Origin of the sequence: Actinocorallia sp. API 0066 (genome assembly GCF_020991275.1) — a bacterium.
Classification (GTDB): Bacteria; Actinomycetota; Actinomycetes; order Streptosporangiales; family Streptosporangiaceae; genus Actinocorallia.
The window spans coordinates 133,770-152,883 of the sequence record NZ_JAJLQY010000004.1; the positions used below are offsets into that span (position 1 = coordinate 133,770).

Below are 19,114 nucleotides of genomic sequence, written 5' to 3' on the forward strand. Positions count from 1 at the left end.
CCGGCCCCCGGACGGAGCCGGTCCCTCAGGTCAGTGCCGGATCACGGCCGGACCCCGGTGAGGGCGCCGAGCCACTCCCGGACGGCCTCCACCGTGGTCTCCGCGTGATCCTCCAGGACGGTGAAGTGGTCGCCCGGCACGTCGCGCGTGTCGTGCGGCAGCGGCCAGAACGCGCGCCAGTCGTGCGGGCCGTCCACGATGGTGTGGGCGAGCGGCTCGGCGGCGCGGATCAGCAGCGTGGGCGCGGCGACGGGCTGCGGGTCCCAGGCGGCGAGCACCCGGCCGTAGGCGCCCATGGTGGTGAGGCTCGCGTCGCTCCACACCATGTCGTAGCGCTCGATCCGCTCGATCATGCCGGTGAGCATCGCGGCCAGCCACCAGTCCTCGAAGCCGGGCCGCAGCGGGCTGTCGATCGGGTAGGTGTCGATGAGCGCGAGGCCGCTCGGCCCGTGCCCGCGCCGCGCCAGCTCCTCGGCGACCGAGTGCGCGATGCAGCCGCCCATGGAGCGGCCCAGGATCGCGTAGGGGCGGCCCTCGACCAGTTTCGCGACGGTGTCGGCCTGCATCGTGATGTAGGTCCGCTCGCTGTCGGGCAGCGCGTCGGTCTCGGCGTAGCCGGGCGACGGGATGACGAACACGTCGCGTTCGCCGCGCATCGCGTGCCCGAACCTGGCGTACTCGTGCGGTCCGGAGATCGCCGAGACGGCCGGGAACAGGACGAGCGCGATCTCCTCGGGGCCTTCGGCGAGCGTCAGCGCGGGCTTGGCGTGGTCGGCGCGCTCGTCGAGGGTGAAGGACGACCGCAGGTGCGAGGCGACGCCGATGAGCTGGGCGGCCGCCGGGAACTCGCCCTGTGCGGCGAGCCTCCGGTACAGCGTGGACAGCGGGCCGTACCCGTCGCCGTCGGCCGTCGTGGCGGGCCCGTCGTGGGCGGGCGCGTCGTCGGGGTCGCCGAGCAGGGTGAGCAGGTGCGCGGCGAGCGAGCGGGCGTCGGGGTGGTCGAACGTGACGGTGGCGGCCAGCCGCAGCCCGCTGAGCGCGCCGAGCCGGTTGCGCAGCTCGACCGACGCCAGGGAGTCGAGGCCGACCTCCTGGAACGGCCGGTCCGGGTCGATCCGGTCCGGTGTGGTGCCGAGCACCGAGGCGGCCTCCGCTCGGAGGATCTCCAGCAGGGCGTCCTGCCTGCCGTCCTCCGGCACGGACGCGAGGCGCCGCGCGAGGGACGGGCCGCCCGCCGCGCCCGAGGCCGTCCGGCGGACGGCGGGCACGAGGGCGCGCAGGATCGCGGGCAGGTCCTCGCCCCGCGCGCGCAGCGCGGCCGGGTCGAGCGGCGCGGGCGCCAGCAGCGGACGGCCGAGGCCGAGCGCCGCGTCGAGCAGGGCGAGTCCCGCGTCGGTCTCCAGGGGGCGGATGCCGGAGCGGGCGGCGCGGCTGCGGTCCACGTCGGTGAGGTGCGCGGTGACGCCGGACGGCTCCGACCACATGCCCCAGGCGAGCGACGTGCCGGGCAGGCCGCGCACGGACCGGTGCGCGGCGAGCGCGTCCAGGAAGGCGTTCGCGGCGGCGTAGGAGCCCTGTCCGGGGCCGCCGATGAGGCCCGCGACGGACGAGTACAGCACGAACGCGTCCAGGTCGAGGCCCTCGGTCAGCTCGTGCAGGAACCACGCGCCCTGTGCCTTGGCCGCGAGGACGTTCTCCAGCCGTTCGGCGGTGAGCGTCTCCACGAGGCCGTCGTCGACGACCCCGGCGGTGTGCACGACGGCGGTCAGCGGGTGCGCGTCGGGGATGGCGCCCAGGACGGCGGCGAGAGCCTCGCGGTCGGCGACGTCCACGGCGAGGACCCGCACGCTCGCGTCGGGGCCCGCCTGCTCGACGAGCTCGTCCACGAGGGCCTTCGCGCCGGGGGCGTCGGGGCCGCCGCGGCTGAGCAGCAGCAGGTGCCGGACGCCGTGCCGGGTCACCAGGTGCCGGGCCAGCGCCGCGCCCAGGACACCGGTGCCGCCGGTGATGAGCACGGTGCCTTCGGGGTTCCAGGTGTGGGCCTGCTCGTCGTCCTCCGGCGGCGCGGCCCGGACGAGGCGGGGCGCGAGGACCCGTCCGTCGCGGACGGCGAGCTGCGGTTCGCCGTAGCCGAACGGGTCGGCGGGGGCGCGCTCGCCCTCGGCGACGTCCACCAGCACGATCCGGCCGGGGTGTTCGGCCTGCGCGGCGCGGACCAGGCCCCAGACGGGCGCGGCCACCACAACCGGGCAGTCGGACTCGGCGGCGGCCACCGCGTCACGGGTGAGCACCAGGATCGGACGGTCTCCGGCGAGGGCGCCTTGCAGCGCCGCCAGCGCGGCCGTGGCGTCGGCCGCCTCGATGACCTCGGGGTCGACGCCGGAGCGGCCCGCGACGGCCTCGGCCCAGCGGACCTCGTACAGGTCGGCGGGCCCGGCCGCGCGGAGCTGCCGGGCGGAGACCAGCCGGGCGCGCAGCGCGCCGACCGTCACCACCGGCGCGCCGGACTCGTCGGACGCCTCAAGGCCCAGCTCGTCGTCACTGCGCAGGGTGAGCTTCACCCGCAGGACGGACGCGCCCGAGGCGTGCAGCTTCACGCCCGCGTAGGCGAACGGGAGCCGGTTGCTTCCCTCGGGGCTGGTGGACAGGCCGTGGTGGGCGGCGATGTGCAGGGCGGCGTCCAGGAGCGCCGGGTGGAGGCCGAACTCCTCGGGCCCCGTCCCCTCGGGCAGCGCCACTTCGGCGTAGAACCCTTCGGGAGACCGCCACGCGGCGCGCAGGCCACGGAAGGCCGGGCCGTAGTAGAGGCCCGCGTCCGACAGCTCGGGGTAGACCTCCGCGATGTCGATCGGCTCGGCGCCCGGCGGCGGCCATGCCGTCTCGGCGGGGACGTCGGCGGCGGGCGTGTCGGGCGCGAGGACGCCGATGGCGTGCCGGGTCCACGGGCCGGTGTCGCCCTCGGCCCTGGAGTGCACGGTGACCTGGCGGGTGCCGTCGGCGGCGGGCTCGCCCACCGCCACCTGGAGGGCGACGCCGCCCTTGGCGGGCACCAGGAGCGGCGCCTCGATGACGAGTTCGGCCAGCACCGGCAGGCCCGTCTCGTCGCCCGCCCGGACGGCCAGCTCGACCAGCGACGTGCCGGGCGCGATGACCGTGCCCAGGACGACGTGGTCGGCGAGCCACGGGTGGGTGCGCAGCGACAGCCGTCCGGTGAGGACGGTGCCGGGCGCGTCCGCGAGGGTGAGCGAGGCGCCCAGCAGCGGGTGTTCCGGACGGCCCAGCCCGAGCCCGGCCGCGTCGGCGGCCTTGCGCGGCTCCAGCCAGAACCTGTCGCGCTGGAACGGGTACGTCGGCAGCGGCACCCGCGCCGCGCCGGGGAAGAACGGCTTCCAGTCGATCTCGCGGCCGCTCGCGTGCGCGGCGCCCAGCCCGAGCAGGGCGGTGACGGCCTCGGGACGGCCCGGACGGAGCGCGGGCACCGCCGTGACGGGGCCGGTGAGGTTGCGGGCCGCGAGGGCGCTCAGCACCGCGTCGGGGCCCAGCTCGACGAAGGTCGAGACGCCCTCGGCGGCGAGCCGGTTCAGCCCGTCGGCGAACCGCACGGCCTCCCGCACGTGCCGCACCCAGTACTCCGGCTCGGGGGCCTCGGTCAGCGGCTCGCCGGTCAGGTTCGACAGCACCGGGATCGTCGGCTTGCGGTGCTCGATGGCCGCCGCGACCTCGCGGAACTCCGCGAGCATGCCGTCCATGTGCGCGGAGTGGAACGCGTGCGAGACCCGCAGGTCGCGGGTGCGGCGGCCGAGCCCGGCGAAGTGCGCGGCGATCTTGCCGACGGCCTCCGGGTCGCCCGACACCACGACCGACGACGGCCCGTTGACGGCGGCGAGGTCGGCGCCCTCCCCGAGGAACGGCGCCACCTCCTCCTCGGTCGCCTCCACGGCGGCCATGACGCCGCCGCCCGGCAGCGCCTGCATGAGCCGGGCGCGGGCCGCGACGAGCGCGGCGGCGTCCGGCAGGCTCCAGATCCCCGCGACGTGCGCGGCGGCCAGCTCGCCGATGGAGTGCCCGGCGACGAAGTCGGGCCGCACCCCCCACGACTCGTACAGGCGGTAGAGCGCCACCTCGACGGCGAACAGGCCGGTCTGCGTGTACAGCGTCCGGTCGAGTTCGGGGCCGCCGTCCAGGATCGCGTCCGCGACGGACAGCTCGGCGTGCCCGGCGAGCTGCCGGTCGAGCTCGAACACGACGGCGCGGAACGCCTCGGCGAACACCGGCTCGTGCTCCAGCAGTTCGGCGCCCATCCGCTCGCGCTGGCTGCCCTGGCCGGTGAACAGGAACGCGAGCCGGCCGGGCCTGCCCGTCACCACGTCCGGCGACGGCTCGCCGCGCTCCAGCGCGGTCAGGGCGCGGCTGAGCCCGTCCGCGTCCTCGACGACGGCGACGGCGCGGTACGGGTGCGCCGTCCGCGTGGTGGCGAGGGAGTACCCGAGGTCGGCGATCGGCTGGCCGTCCGGGATCCGCGCGGCGTGCGCGCGCACCGCCTCCCACGACCGTCCGGAGAGCAGCACCGGCCACGGCCCCCGGGCGCCCGCGCCGGTCGTCGGCTGGGCGGAGACACCGGGGTCGGTGCCCGCGCCGGCACCGGCCCCGGTCGCGGTGGGGGCGGGCTGCTCGGCGGAGGGCTGCTCGATGATGACGTGGGCGTTGGTGCCGGACACGCCGAAGGCGGAGATGCCGAAGCGGCGCGGACGGCCCGTCTCCGGCCACGGGCGGGGCTCGGTGAGCAGCTCGACCGAGCCCGCCGTCCAGTCCACGAGCGGCGTGGGCTCGGTGACGTGCAGGGTCGCCGGGAGGTGGTCGTTGCGGAGCGCCTGGACCATCTTGATGATCCCGGCCGCGCCCGCCGCCGCCTGGGTGTGCCCGATGTTGGACTTGAGGGAGCCGAGCAGAAGCGGACGTTCCCGGCCGCGCCCGTAGGCGGCGATCAGCGCGGACGCCTCGATCGGGTCGCCCAGTGACGTGCCGGTGCCGTGCGCCTCGACCACGTCGACGTCGCCCGGCTGGAGGCCCGCCGCCGTCAGCGCGTCCCTGATGACGCGGCGCTGGGCCGGGCCGCTGGGCGCGCTCAGGCCGTTGGACGCGCCGTCCTGGTTGACCGCGCTGCCCCGCACCACGGCGAGGACCTCGTGGCCGTTGCGCCGGGCGTCCGAGAGCCGTTCCACCACGAGCACGGCGACGCCCTCGGCCCAGCCGGTGCCGTCGGCGGTCGCGTCGAACGCCTTGCACCTGCCGTCCGGGGACAGGCCGCGCTGCCGGGAGAACTCCACGAACCCGAACGGCGACGCCATGATCGACGCGCCGCCGACGAGCGCCAGGTCGGCGTCCCCGGCGCGCAGCGTGCGGGCCGCCAGGTGCAGCGCGACGAGCGACGACGAGCACGCGGTGTCCACGGTGACGGCGGGGCCCTCAAGCCCGAGGGTGTAGGCGATCCGGCCGGACGCGACGCTGCGCAGCGTGCCCGTCCCGATGTAGCCCTCCAGCTCCTCGGGGAAGTCGTCGGGCGCGTAGTCCTCGCCCGCGATGCCCGCGAAGACGGCGGTGCGGCTTCCGCGCAGCGCGGCGGGGTCGAGGCCCGCCCGCTCCAGCGCCTCCCAGGACACCTCAAGCAGGAGGCGCTGTTGGGGGTCGATCGCCAGTGCCTCGCGGGGCGAGATGCCGAAGAACTCGGCGTCGAACCCGGCGACGTCGTCGATGAAGCCGCCGTGCCGGGTGTAGGAGGTGCCGGGCCGGTCGGGGTCGGGGTCGTAGAGCGCGTCGAGGTCCCAGCCCCGGTCGGCCGGGAACGGGCCGACCGCGTCGCGGCCCTCGCTGACGAGGGTCCACAGCTCGTCGGGGGAGGTGACGCCGCCGGGCAGGCGGCACGCCGTCCCGATGATCGCGATCGGCTCGTCCAGTTGCCGCTTGAGCCGCTGGACGTCGGCGAGGGCGCGCTTCAGGTAGTCGCGGAGTTTGTCGTCGGTGGCCATCGCGTTCCTCACAGGTTGTCCATGAGCTCGAAGAGCTCCTCGTCGGTGGCCGAGTCCAGGTCCAGGTCGCCGTCGTCGCCGCCGGTGCGGCGGAGCCCGTCGAGCAGGGCGCGGAGCCGGGCGACGGCGTCAGCGCGGGTCGGGTCCGCGGCGTCCAGCGCCCCGAACGCCTCCTCCAGGTAGGTCACCGAGGCGTCGAGCGACGGGAAGCGGACGGGCCCGCCGTCGCGTCCGTCGAGTTCGGCCCTCAGGTAGGCGGTGATGTCGCGCGGCGTCGGGTGGTCGAACACCAGCGTGGTCGGGAGCCGCAGGCCGGTCGCGGCGCCGAGCCGGTTGCGCAGGTCCACCGCGGCGAGCGAGTCGAGGCCGACGTCGCGGTAGGCGCGGCCGTCCTCGACCTCGGCGGGCCCGGCGAGGCCCAGCACGGCGGCGGACTCGGCCCGCACCAGGCGGGTGATCGCCTCGTCCAGCTCCGCTCCGGACAGCCCGTCGAAGGCGTTCGGCGAGGTCTGCGGGGCGGGCTCGGAGGGCAGGTCGGCCCTGACGGTGCCGCCGCCTCCGGTGTGGTCCTGCTCCAGCCAGTAGCGCGCGCGCTGGAAGGCGTAGGTGGGCAGCGGGAGGTCACGGCCGCCGGGCAGGGCGGGCAGCCAGTCCACCGGGACGCCCCGCACGTACAGTTCGGCGGCCGAGCGCAGGAACCTGGGCAGGCCGCCTTCGCCGCGCCGCAGGGTGCCCGCCGCGACGGCCTCGGGACGGCCCGCCGCCTCCAGCGTCTCCTGGAGCGCGGAGACGGTGACGGGGTGCGGGCTGATCTCGACGAAGACGTCGTGTCCGGCCGCCGCGAGCGCCTCCACCGCGTCCTTGAAGCGGACCTCGGAGCGGAGGTTGCGGAACCAGTAGGCGGCGTCCAGGCCGGTGGTGTCGAGCCAGTCGGCGGTGACGGTGGACAGCAGCGGCACCGTCGCCGGGCGCGGCCTGACGTCGGCGAGGGCGGCGAGCACGTCTGCCTCGATCGGCGCGACGTGCGGCGAGTGCGAGGCGTAGTCCACGTCGATGAGCCGGGCCCGGCGGCCCGCCGCGACGGCGTCGGCGACCACGGCCTCCAGGTCCGCCCGGTTCCCCGCGAGGACCGTCGCGCGCGGCGCGTTGACGGCGGCGACGGACACGTCACGGCCCTCAAGCCAGGCGGCGACCTCGTCGCGGCTCGCCTCGACGGCGGCCATCCCGCCCGTCCCGGCCAACGCCCGCAAAGCCCGGCTGCGCAGCGCGACGACCCGCGCCCCGTCCTCCAGGGTGAGCGCGCCCGCGACGACGGCAGCGGCGATCTCGCCCTGGCTGTGCCCGACGACGGCCGCCGGGACGACGCCGTGGGCGCGCCACACCTCGGCGAGGGCGACGTTCACCGCCCACAGCGTCGGCTGGACCACGTCCACCCGGTCCAGGTCGCCGCCGCCGCGCAGCACCTCGACGAGGTCCCAGTCGATGTGCGGGGCGAGCGCGCGGGCCGCCTCGGCGATCCGCGCCGCGAACACCGGGGAGGCGTCCAGCAGCGCGGCGCCCATGCCTACCCACTGCGGGCCCTGGCCGGGGAAGACGAACACGGTGCGGCCGGTGAGGTCGGCGCGGCCCCGCACGACGTGCTCGGAGTTCTCGCCACGGGCGAGCGCGGCGAGCGCCTCCCGGTGCTCGGCGAGCACCACGGCGCGCTCGGTGAACGCGGCGCGGCCGCGCACGAGCGACGCGCCGACGTCCACGGCCCTCGCCTCGTGGTCGATCTCGGCGAGCCGTCCGGCCTGGGCGGCGAGCGCGCCCGGCGTGCGGGCGGACACCGGCCACGGCGCGTCCGGGGCGTCCGGGCCCTGGGCGGGCTCGGGCCGCGCGGGCGGCTGCTCCAGGATGACGTGCGCGTTGGTGCCGGAGACGCCGAACGCGGAGACGGCGGCGCGGCGCGGCCGTCCCGTCTCCGGCCACGGCGTCGCCTCGGTGAGCAGCTCGACCGCGCCCTCGGACCAGTCGACCTGGCTGGTCGGCTTGTCCACGTGCAGCGTCCTGGGCAGCACCCCGTGCCGCAGCGCGTTGACGATCTTGATGACGCCCGCCGCGCCCGCCGCCGCCTGGGTGTGCCCGACGTTCGACTTCAGGGACCCGAGGTAGAGGGGCCGGTCGCGGTCGGCGCCGTAGGTGGCGAGCAGCGCCTGGGCCTCGATGGGGTCGCCCAGGCGGGTGCCGGTGCCGTGGCCCTCGACCGCGTCCACGTCGGCCGGGCCGAGCCCGGCGGCGGCCAGCGCGCGGCGGATGACCCGCTGCTGCGCGGGCCCGTTGGGCGCGGTGAGGCCGTTGGACGCGCCGTCCTGGTTCACCGCCGTGCCGCGCACGACGGCGAGGACGGGGTGGCCGTTGCGGACCGCGTCGGAGAGCCGCTCCACCAGGAGGACGGCGACGCCCTCGGCCCAGCCGGTGCCGTCGGCCGCGTCCGCGTACGCCTTGCACCTGCCGTCCGGGGAAAGGCCGCGCTGGCGGGAGAACTCCACAAAGACGGCGGGCGAGGACATGATCGCGACACCGCCCGCGAGCGCCAGGTCGGACTCGCCCGACCGCAGCGACTGCGCGGCGAGGTGCAGCGCCACGAGCGAGGAGGAGCACGCGGTGTCCACGGTGACGGCCGGGCCCTCGAACCCGAACGAGTAGGAGATCCGGCCGGACGCGACGCTACCGGCCGACCCGTTGGCGAGGTATCCCTCAAGCGCGGCGGGCGCCTCACCGATCCGGGGCGTGTAGTCGTGGTACATCACGCCCGCGAAGACGCCGGTGCGGCTTCCGCGCAGCCCGGTCGGGTCGATACCGGCCCGCTCGAACGCCTCCCAGGACGTCTCCAGGAGGAGGCGCTGTTGGGGGTCGGTGGCCAGTGCCTCGCGCGGGGAGATCCCGAAGAAGGGGGCGTCGAACTCGCCAGCCTCGTGCAGGAAGCCGCCGTGCCGGACGGTGGACTTGCCGGGGACGTCGGGGTCCGGGTCGTACAGGCCCTCCAGGTCCCAGCCACGGTTCTCGGGGAACCCGGTGACGGCGTCCCTGCCCTCCGCCACGAGCTCCCAGAGCTCCTCGGGGGAGGTGACGCCGCCGGGCAGGCGGCAGGCCATCCCGATGATGGCGATGGGCTCGTCCGGGTCTGCCTTGCGTACCTCTTCTTCGGCCGGGCCGCTCCGCTCGTCCAGGGCGGCGGCGAGGGAGGCCGGGGTCGGGTGGTCGAAGGTGAGGGTGGCCGGGAGCCTGCGGCCCAGCGCCGCCGACAGCCGGTCGCGCAGCTCCACCGAGGTGAGGGAGTCGAGCCCGAGGTCGGTGAAGGCGCGGTCGGCGGGGACGGTGCCGGACGGGTCGCCCAGCACGCCCGCGACCTGGGCGCGGACGAGGTCCAGCAGCGCCTCGCCGGTCACGGCGGCCGCCGTCTCGGGCCGCACGGCGCGGCGGCGGGGCCTGGCCAGGCCGCGCAGCAGCGGCGGCGGGTCCTCCGCGCCCAGGTCGAGCAGCGCGGGCACGAGGGCCGCAGCGCCGTCGAGCCGTGCCGCGTCGAGCAGCCCGAGGCCCTCGGCGACGGGCAGCGGCCGGACGCCGCGCCGGGCCGCGCGGGCCAGGTCGGCGCCGGTGAGGTGCGCGGTGATGCCGCTGTCGCCCTCCCACAGGCCCCACGCGAGGGACTGGGCGGGCAGGCCGCCCGCGACCCGGAGCGCGGCGAGCGCGTCCAGGAAGCCGTTCGCGGCCGCGTAGCCGCCCTGGCCCGCGCTGCCGAAGACACCGGCGATGGACGAGAACAGGACAAAGGCGGCGAGATCGTGGCCGCGCGTCAGCTCGTGCAGGTGCCAGGCGGCGTCGGCCTTCGGACCGAGCACACCGGAGACCCGCTCGGGCGTCAGCGCGGACAGCACGCCGTCGTCCACGGCTCCGGCCAGGTGGTAGACGGCGGTGAGGCTGCGGCCGTCCAGGAGGGCGGCCAGGGCGGCGCGGTCGGCGGCGTCCACCGCGACCACCTCGGCCTCGGCGCCCAGCGCGGCGAGCTCCGCGACCAGCCCGGCCGCGCCGGGCGCGGCCGGGCCGCGCCGCCCGGCCAGCAGCAGCCGCCGGACGCCGTGCTCGGCGACCAGGTGCCTCGCCACGGCGGCGCCGAGCCCGCCGGTGCCGCCCGTGACGAGAACGGTGCCCTCGGGGTCGAGCGGGCGCGGCGGCTCGGGCGGCGGCGCGGACGCCCGGACCAGGCGCGGCGCGAGCGGCCCTTCCGGCGACGCGACGAGCTGGGACTCGCCCGCCGAGAACGCGCGGAGCAGGTCCTCGGTGAGCTCGGGCGCGGCGGCCAGCAGGAAGCGGCCCGGCCGCTCGGTCTGGGCGGTGCGCACGAGGCCCCAGACCGCGCCCGCCGCCGGGTGCTCGCGCGGGTCGTCGGTGAGGACGGCGAGCGGGGGGCCGTCCTCGGGGTGCGCGTTCAGCGCGGTCAGCACGGACGCGGTGAGCGCGTGCGCCGCCTCGATCTGCCCGGCGCCGTCCGGGACGAACGCCGGGAGGGTGAGCACGTCCGGGAGCGGCTGGTCGGCGGGCGCCACGGGCGTCCAGGCCACCCGGTACAGGCTGCGCGGCGCGGAGCCGAGCCCGCCCAGCGGGATGGGCCGCGCGCGCAGGGATTCGACCGTAAGGACGGGCTCCCCGGACGCGTCGGAGGCGTGCACCGAGAAGGCGTGCTCGCCCTGCGGCGCCAGCCTGACCCGCAGGTCGGCCGCGCCGGAGGCGTGCAGGCGGATGCCCTCCCACGCGTACGGGAGGAGGGTGTGGCCGTCGGGGACGTCTGCGGCGTGCGCGGCCGGGTGCAGGGCCGCGTCCAGCAGCGCCGGGTGCAGCCCGAACCGTCCGGCGGTGTCCCGTTCGGCCTCGGCGAGCGAGATCTCGGCGACGAGCGCCTCGCCGTCCCGCCAGACGCCGGTGACGCCCTGGAACGCGGGCCCGTAGTCGAGGCCGCGCCGCGCCAGGGTGTCGTAGACGTCGGCGGGGAGTGCCGCGGGGTCCGCCCCGTCCGGAGAGGCGGGCCCCGCGGCGGGGTGCGCGCCGGCGGCGGCCGGGCGCTGGTCTTCGGGGCCGAGCCTGCCGTGCGCGTGCCTGGTCCACGCGTCGGCCACCCTGGCGTGCACGGTGAGGGCGCGGCCGCCGCGCGCGTCCGGCTCGGCGAGCACCACCCGCAGGTCGGCGGCGGTGCCCTGGGGGAGCACGAGCGGCGTCTCCACCACGAGTTCCTCGACGACCGGCGCGCCCGCCGCCTCGCCCGCGCGCAGCGCGAACTCGACGAAGGCGGTGCCGGGCACCACGACCGAGCCCTGGACGACGTGGTCGGCGAGCCACGGGTGGGTGGCGGTGGAGATCCGGCCGGTGAGGACGGCGCCGTCCTGGCCCGGCAGGTCGCCGGAGGCGGGCAGCAGCGGGTGCCCGGTCGGCTCCAGGCCGAACGCGGTGGCGTCGCCCGCGGCCTCGGCCTCCAGCCAGAAGCGGCGGCGCTGGAACGGGTAGACGGGCAGGTCCACCTTGCGCGCGCCGGGGAACAGGCTCGTCCAGGCGACGGCGTGGCCGCGCGCGTGCGCGTTGCCGAGCGCCAGGAGCGCGGTCTCCTCCTCGGCGCGGTCCTTGCGCAGCGCGGCGACGGCGGTGGCGCCGTCCACGGCACGGGCGGCGAGCGCGGTGAGCACGCCGTCTGGGCCGAGTTCCACAAAGGTGGTGGCGCCCGCGTCGGCGAGGTGGCCGAGCACGTCGTGGAAGCGGACCACGTCGCGGACCTGCCGCACCCAGTAGGCCGGGTCGGTGAGCGCGTCGGCCTCCCGGCCCGTCACGCCGGACACGACCGGGATCGTCGGGTGCGCGTAGGACAGGCTCTCGGCGACGGCGCGGAACTCGGCGAGCATCGGGTCGAGGAGCGGCGAGTGGAAGGCGTGCGAGACACGCAGCCGCCGGGTGCGGGCACCCTGCGCGGCGATCCTCTCGGCGACCTCAAGGACGGGTTCTTCGACACCCGAAAGCACGACCGACCGCTCCGCGTTGACGGCGGCGATCGCGATCTCGGCGTCACGTCCGGCGATCAGGGGCAGCACCTCGGCCTCGGTCGCCTCCACGGCGACCATGGCGCCGCCGCGCGGCAGCGCCTGCATGAGCCGGGCGCGGGCGGCGACGAGCCGGGCCGCGTCGGGCAGCGTCCAGACCCCGGCGACGTACGCGGCCGACAGCTCACCGATGGAGTGCCCGGCCAGGTGGTCGGCCCGGACGCCCCACGACTCGAACAGGCGGAACAGCGCGGTCTCGACGGCGAACAGCGCGGTCTGCGCGTAGAGGGTCTCGTCGAGCTCCTCGCCGCCCTCGAACAGGACGTCCTTGACGGACCGCGCGGCGTGCCCGGCCAGCTCCGCGTCGAGCGCGGTGACGGCCGCGTCGAACGCCTCCGCGAAGACCGGGAACCGCCCGTACAGCTCCTTTCCGGCCCCGGCGCGCTGGCTGCCCTGCCCGGTGAACAGGAACGCCAGCCCGCCCGCCTCGGCCCTGCCCCGCACGACCTCGGGCACCGCCTCGCCCGCGGCGAGCGCGGCCAGGGCCGCGCCGATCCGCTCGGGCGGCGCGACGACGACGGCCCGCTCCGGCAGCGCCGCGCGGGTCGTCGCCAGGGAGAACCCGACATCGGCGGCCTGGGCGGCGTCCAGCCCGTCGGCGAGGCCGCGCAGCCGTCCGGCGGCGGCCTCCAGGGCGGCTTCCGACCGCCCGGAGAGCACCCAGGCGACCGGCCTCTCGGCGTCGGCCCGGACGGGCTCGGCGGTGACGGCCACCGGCGCGCCGTCCTCGGCGGGCCGCGCGGGTTCGGGGGCCTGCTCGAGGATGACGTGCGCGTTGGTGCCCGAGACGCCGAACGCGGAGACGGCGGCGCGGCCCGGCGCGCCGGTCTCCGGCCAGGTGACGGCCTCGGTGAGCAGCCGCAGCGACGTCGTGGACCAGTCGATGTGCCGGGTCGGCTCGGTGACGTGCAGGGTCGCGGGCAGGCTCCGATGCCGGAGCGCGCCCACGAGCTTGAGGATCCCGGCGAGGCCCGCCGCCGCCTGGGTGTGGCCGATGTTCGACTTGACCGAGCCGAGCCACAGCGGCCGGTCCCGGTCGCGGGTGTAGGCGGCGATGAGCGCCTCGGCCTCGATCGGGTCGCCGAGCGCGGTGCCGGTGCCGTGCGCCTCGATCGCGTCGATGTCGGCGGGGGTGAGGCGGGCGTCGGCGAGCGCGTCACGGATGACCCGGCGCTGCGCGGGCCCGTTCGGCGCGGTCAGCCCGTTGGACGCGCCGTCCTGGTTGATCGCGGTGCCGCGCACGACGGCGAGGACGTGGTGGCCGTTCTTCACGGCGTCCGAGAGCCGCTCGACGAGCACGACGGCGACGCCCTCGGCCCAGCCGGTGCCGTCGGCGCCCTCGGCGAACGCCTTGCACCTGCCGTCGGAGGACAGGCCGCGCTGGCGGGAGAACTCCACGAAGTTGACGGGCGAGCTCATCACGGTCGAGCCGCTCACCAGCGCCAGGTCCGACTCCCCGGCGCGCAGCGAGCGGACCGCCAGGTGCAGCGCCACGAGCGACGACGAGCAGGCGGTGTCCACGGTGACGGCAGGGCCCTCGAACCCGTACCAGTAGGAGAGCCGTCCGGAGGTGACGCTGGCGGCGTTGCCGAGCGCGACGTGCCCCTCGACGGCCTGAGGCACGACCGGGAGACGGGCCGCGTAGTCCTGTCCGTTCACACCGGCGAAGACACCGGTCCGGCTTCCGCGCAGCCCGGTGACGTCGATACCGGCCCGCTCGAACGCCTCCCAGGAGACCTCAAGCAGAAGCCGCTGCTGCGGGTCGGTCGCCAGCGCCTCACGCGGCGAGATCCCGAAGAACTCGGCGTCGAACGAGGCGATGTCCGGAAGGAACGCGCCGTGCCGGGTGGTCGAGGTGCCCGAGTGCGCGGGGTCGGGGTGGAACAGGGAGTCGAGGTCCCACCCCCGGTCCTCGGGGAAGCCGCCGACGGCGTCGCGCCCCTCGGCGACCAGCCGCCACAGCTCCTCGGGTGAGTCGGCCCCGCCGGGGAACCGGCAGGACGCCCCGACGATCGCGATCGGCTCGTGCCGCTCCTCGTCGACCGCCTTCAACCGCTGCCGCGTTTCGAACAGCTCGGCGCTCACGCGCTTCAACAGTGTCCTGATCTGATCGCTCATGTCATTCGATCCCGAGGGTTGATCCGATGAACTCGACGAGTTCGTCGTCGGTGGCGTCGGCGAGGCGGGCGGCTACGCCCGTGGGTTCGGCCTGCCCGGCGAGGGCGCGCAGGCGGGGGGCGGCGGCCGCCCTGACGTCCTCGCCCGCGCGCTCCAGGAGTGCTTCCAGTGCCTCGATCCCGGCGAGCAGTTCTACGTCCGGGTCGGGGGCCAGCAGGCCGGCGAGGTGGAGGGCGAGCGCCTCCGGGGTGGGATGGTCGAACACGAGGGAGGCGGGCAGGGTCAGGCCCGTCTCGGCGGCGAGCCGGGCGCGCAGCCGGACGGCGGCGAGGGAGTCGAAGCCCTGCTCCTTGAAGGGCGCGTCGGGGGCCACCGAGGCGGCGCCCTTGCGGCCCTGGACCTCGGCGACGAGCGTCCGGACGAGGTCCAGGAGGATCCGGCGCGGGTCGGCGCCCGGCCTGGCCAGCGCGGCGGTGAGGTCGGCGCCGGGCGCCGCCGCCGTCCCGGCCTGCGGCGCGGCGCGCAGCTCGGCGGCGAGCGGCAGGCCGGGCGCGAGCGCGTCCCAGTCGGCCTCGGCCACCACGGTGTGCGCGGCGGTGACCGTCCCGAGGTACTCGATCGCCTCCTCGGGCGGCAGCGCCCTGACGCCGTGCAGGGCGAGCGCCTGCGCGGCGGCCCCGTCGGCGAGGCCCGCGCCGTCCCAGTGGCCCCAGCCGATCGCGACGGCGGGCAGGCCGAGCGCGCGGCGGTGCTGGGCGAGCGCGTCGAGGAACGCGTTGCCGGGCGCGTAGTTGCCCTGCCCGGCGACGCCGGTGACACCCGCGAGCGACGAGAACAGGACAAAAGCGTCCAGATCGTCGGTCAGCTCGTGCAGGTGCCAGGCGGCGTCGGCCTTGGCGGCGAGGGCGCGGGCGGCGCGCTCCGGGGTGAGGTCGGTGATGAGCCCGTCGTCCAGGGCGGCGGCGGTGTGCACCACGGCGTTGACGGGGTGCGCGGCGAGCAGCGCGGCGACGGCGGCCCGGTCGGCGACGTCCACGGCGGCGAACACCGCTTCGGCGCCCTCGGCCGTGATTTGCGCGGCGAGGTCGGCCGCGCCGGGCGCGCCCTCCCCGCTGCGGCTGGCCAGCACGATCTTGGCCGCGCCGTTGCGCGCCGCCCACACCGCCGCCCTGGCGCCGAGCGCGCCGGTGCCGCCGGTGACGAGCACGGTGCCGCGCGGCGTCCAGCCGGTGCCCGTCTCGGGCGCGGCGGGCACGAGCCTGCGGGTGAACACGCCGCCCGTCCGGACGGCGAGTTCCTTCTCCTCCCCCGCGCCGGTGAGGGCGCGGGCGACGACGTCCCAGTCGGGGTCGCCGGGCACGTCGAGGACGCCGCCCCAGCGGCCCGGCTGCTCCGCGACGGCGACCGAGCCGAGCCCCCAGGTGAGCGCCTGGCCGGGGCCCGGCACCTCCTCGCCCGCGCCGACCGCGACCGCGCCGGACGTCACCGACCACAGCGGCAGGTCCACCCGCTGGAACAGTTCGAGGTTCGCCAGGTAGCCCTCGCGTCCGCCCAGCGGCAGCAGCGAGAGCACCCGCTCGGCGACGGGCGCGTCCTCGGACGACTGGCGCTGGGCGGGCACGGACGTCGCGGCGAGCAGCGCGGTGGCCTCGGCGGTGTCGCGGGCCGAGACGACGCGGGCGCCGGTGCGCTCCAGGGCGGCGCGCAGGGCGTCGGCCCACAGGTGGCCGCCCGTGACGAGCAGCCAGGACGCGGCCGGGGCCGGGGACGGGTCGACGGGCCGCCAGGTCAGGCGGAAGCGGCGCGTGTCCGGCGCGGCCGGGGCGAACGCCGGGGACGGGTCGAGCCAGAAGCGTTCGCGCTGGAACGGGTAGGTCGGGAGGTCGACGGGCGCGGCGTCCGGGAGGAGCGCGCGCCAGTCCACGTCGGCGCCGTGCAGGTGGGCGCGGGCGACGACGGCGGCGAGCGTCTCCGGCTCGGGCGTGTCGCGGCGCAGCGCCGCCTCGGCCGACCCGCCCTCGACGGCCTCGGCCGCGAGCGCCGTCAGCACCGGGTCGGGGCCGAGTTCGAGGAACGTGGTCGCGCCCGCCGCCGCGAGGGCGCGCAGCCCGTCGTGGAAGCGGACGGTGCCGCGCACGTGCCGCGCCCAGACGGCCGGGTCGTCGTAGGAGGTGACGAGTTCGCCCGTCAGGTTCGACACGACGGGGAAGGTGGGGCGCGCGGCGGGCACGGCCGCCGCGATCGCGGTGAACTCGGCGAGCATGCCGTCCATGTGCGGCGAGTGGAACGCGTGCGAGACGCGCAGCCGCTTGACCCGCCGCCCGGTCGCCTCCAGCGTCGCCGCGACCGCCTCGGCCTCCTCGACGTCGCCGGAGACGACGACGGCGGTGGGCCCGTTCACGGCGGCGAGCGCGACGCCGGGGGTGAGCAGCGGCGTCACCTCGTCCTCGGCCGCCTCGACGGCGATCATCGCGCCGCCGCCGGGCAGCGCCTGCATCAGCCGGGCCCGCGCCGCGACGATCCTGGCCGCGTCGTCCAGGCTCCACACGCCCGCGACGTGCGCCGCCGACAGCTCGCCGATCGAGTGCCCGGCCACAAAGTCGGGACGAATCCCCCACGACTCAAGCAGCCGGAACAACGCCGTCTCCAGCGCGAAAAGCCCCGTCTGCGCATAAAGCGTGCGGTCCAACTCCGGGCCGCCCTCCAGCCACACGTCGCCGACAGACCGCTCCGTGTGACCGGCCAACTCCCGGTCGAGTGCGGCGACGGCGGCGTCGAAGGCTTCGGCGAAGACCGGGAAGCGCGCGTGCAGTTCCTTCCCGGCCCCGGCCCGCTGACTGCCCTGCCCGGTGAACAGCAACGCGAGCCCGCCCCCGGCCTTGCCGCGCAGTACCCGCCCGGAGCTCCCGCCCTCGGCGAGCGCCCCGAGCCCTTCGACCAGCTCGGCGGCGTCCCACCCGACCACGGCGGCCCGCTCGTCGAGCCGGGCCCGCCCGGTCGCCAACGTCAACGCCACGTCGCGCGGCGCCAACCCGCCCACGGCCTCCTTCAGCCGCCGAGCCTGCTCCGCGAGCGCCCTCTCGTCCTTGGCCGAAACCGCCCAGACCACAGGCAGCCCGGCACCGGACGCGCCGTCCACGCCGCGCGCGGCGGCGTCGACGGGCTCCCCTCCCGAAGGGGCGCCGTCCACCGCACCGTGAGTTCCCGTTCCGGGCGCCTCAGTGCTGGATCGAGTGGAATCGTCGATCTCCGTGCCACTTGACGGCGTTTCCGTGGGCTTCGACGCGGAGCGGCCGGTGTTCGCGCTGGTCGTGCCTGATGCCGGTGCAGCGGCGGGTGTGGCCGTTGTGGAGGTTGTGGGCGTTCCCGTGCCGGAGAGCCGGACGGGTGCCGGTGCGTCCGCAGGCGTGCCCGATGTGGTGGGTTCGGGGGTGGGGGGTTGTTCGATGATGATGTGGGCGTTGGTGCCGGAGACGCCGAAGGAGGAGACGGCGGCGCGGCGGGGGGTGTCGGTGGCGGGCCAGGGGACGGGCTCGGTCAGCAGGGTGAGCGGGCCCGAGGACCAGTCGACGTGCGGCGTGGGGGCGTCCACGTGGAGGGTGCGCGGGAGGAGCTCGTGGCGGAGCGCCTCCACGATCTTGATGATGCCGCCCACACCGGCGGCGGCCTGGGTGTGGCCGATGTTCGACTTCAGGGAGCCCAGGTAGAGGGGCCGGTCGCGGTCGCGGCCGTAGGCGGCGTTGAGGGCGCCCGCCTCGATGGGGTCGCCCAGGGCGGTGCCGGTGCCGTGCGCCTCGATCACGTCGACGTCGCCGGGCTCCAGCCCGCCGGAGGCCAGCGCCGCGCGGATCACGTCGCGCTGGGACGGGCCGTGCGGCGCGGTCAGGCGGCTGCTGCGCCCGTCCTGGTTGACGGCCGAGCCACGGATCACCGCGAGGACCCGGTGGCCGAGCCGCTCGGCGTCCGAGAGCCGCTCCAGCAGGAGCAGGCCCGCGCCCTCGCCCCACGCGGTGCCGTCGGCGGCGGCCGCGAACGGCTTGCACCGCCCGTCCGGGGCCAGGCCGCGCTGGCGGGAGAACTCGATGAACATGCCGGGCGACGACAGCACCGTCGCGCCGCCCGCAAGCGCCGCGTCGCACTCGCCCGCGCGCAGCGCCCGCACCGCGAGGTGGATCGCGACGAGCGAGGAGGAGCAGGCGGTGTCGATGGTGACGGCGGGCCCGGTCAGCCCGAGCGTGAACGCGATACGGCCGGACGCGACGCTGGTCGTGGTGCCGGTGAGCACGTACCCGTCAGTGCCCTGCGCGGGCGGGTGGTGCAGGCTCGGCCCGTACTCCTGGGCGATGACGCCGGTGAACACACCCGTCCGGCTGCCGCGCAGCGAGGCCGGGTCGATGCGGGCGTGCTCGACGGCCTCCCACGCCGTCTCCAGCAGGAGGCGCTGCTGCGGGTCGGCGGCGAGCGCCTCGCGCGGCGAGATCCCGAAGAAGTCGGCGTCGAACCCGGCCGGGTCGTGCAGGAAGCCGCCCTCGCGGACGTAGCTGGTGCCGGAGTGGTCGGGGTCGGGGTGGTAGAGCCGGTCGAGGTCCCAGCCACGGTCGGCGGGCAGCGGCCCGATGACGTCGCGCTCCTCAGCGACGAGCCGCCACAGGTCGGCGGCGTCGCGGACCCCGCCCGGGTAGCGGCACCCGATCCCGACGATCGCGACGGGCTCGGCGGCGGCCTTGGCGGTCTCCTCGACGGCGGCGAGCCTGCGGCGGGTCCGCTGCAGCTCGACGGTGACCCGCCGGAGGTAGTCCCGCAGCTTGTCTTCCTCGGTCATCGTGTCCTTCCTCTCTTGCCGGC

At 76.7% G+C, this 19,114-nt stretch carries 3 protein-coding genes; all 3 read right to left on the reverse strand.

Annotation, left to right across the window (positions count from 1 at the left end; genetic code table 11):
- Positions 1-41: 41 nt before the first annotated feature.
- From LO762_RS11635 to LO762_RS11645, 3 genes are read right to left on the reverse strand one after another with little or no spacing between them, the layout of a single operon-like run.
- Positions 42-6,026 carry a type I polyketide synthase gene (locus tag LO762_RS11635; RefSeq protein ID WP_230614613.1) on the reverse strand — a complete coding sequence of 1,995 codons (5,985 nt, stop codon included), beginning with the start codon at positions 6,024-6,026 and terminating at the stop codon, positions 42-44.
- 8 nt (positions 6,027-6,034) lie between these two features.
- Positions 6,035-14,269 carry a type I polyketide synthase gene (locus tag LO762_RS11640; RefSeq protein ID WP_230614614.1) on the reverse strand — a complete coding sequence of 2,745 codons (8,235 nt, stop codon included), beginning with the start codon at positions 14,267-14,269 and terminating at the stop codon, positions 6,035-6,037.
- Between the two features lies 1 nt (position 14,270).
- Positions 14,271-19,091 (reverse strand): type I polyketide synthase, encoded by a 4,821-nt coding sequence (locus tag LO762_RS11645; RefSeq protein ID WP_230614615.1) that lies wholly within the window; start codon positions 19,089-19,091, stop codon positions 14,271-14,273.
- Positions 19,092-19,114 lie beyond the last annotated feature (23 nt).

Excerpts from the sequence above, each read along its gene's own strand:
- LO762_RS11640 (WP_230614614.1), bottom strand. The coding sequence starts at position 14,269 with ATGAGCGATCAGATCAGGACACTGTTGAAGCGCGTGAGCGCCGAGCTG.
- LO762_RS11645 (WP_230614615.1), bottom strand. The coding sequence starts at position 19,091 with ATGACCGAGGAAGACAAGCTGCGGGACTACCTCCGGCGGGTCACCGTC.
- LO762_RS11635 (WP_230614613.1), bottom strand. The coding sequence starts at position 6,026 with ATGGCCACCGACGACAAACTCCGCGACTACCTGAAGCGCGCCCTCGCC.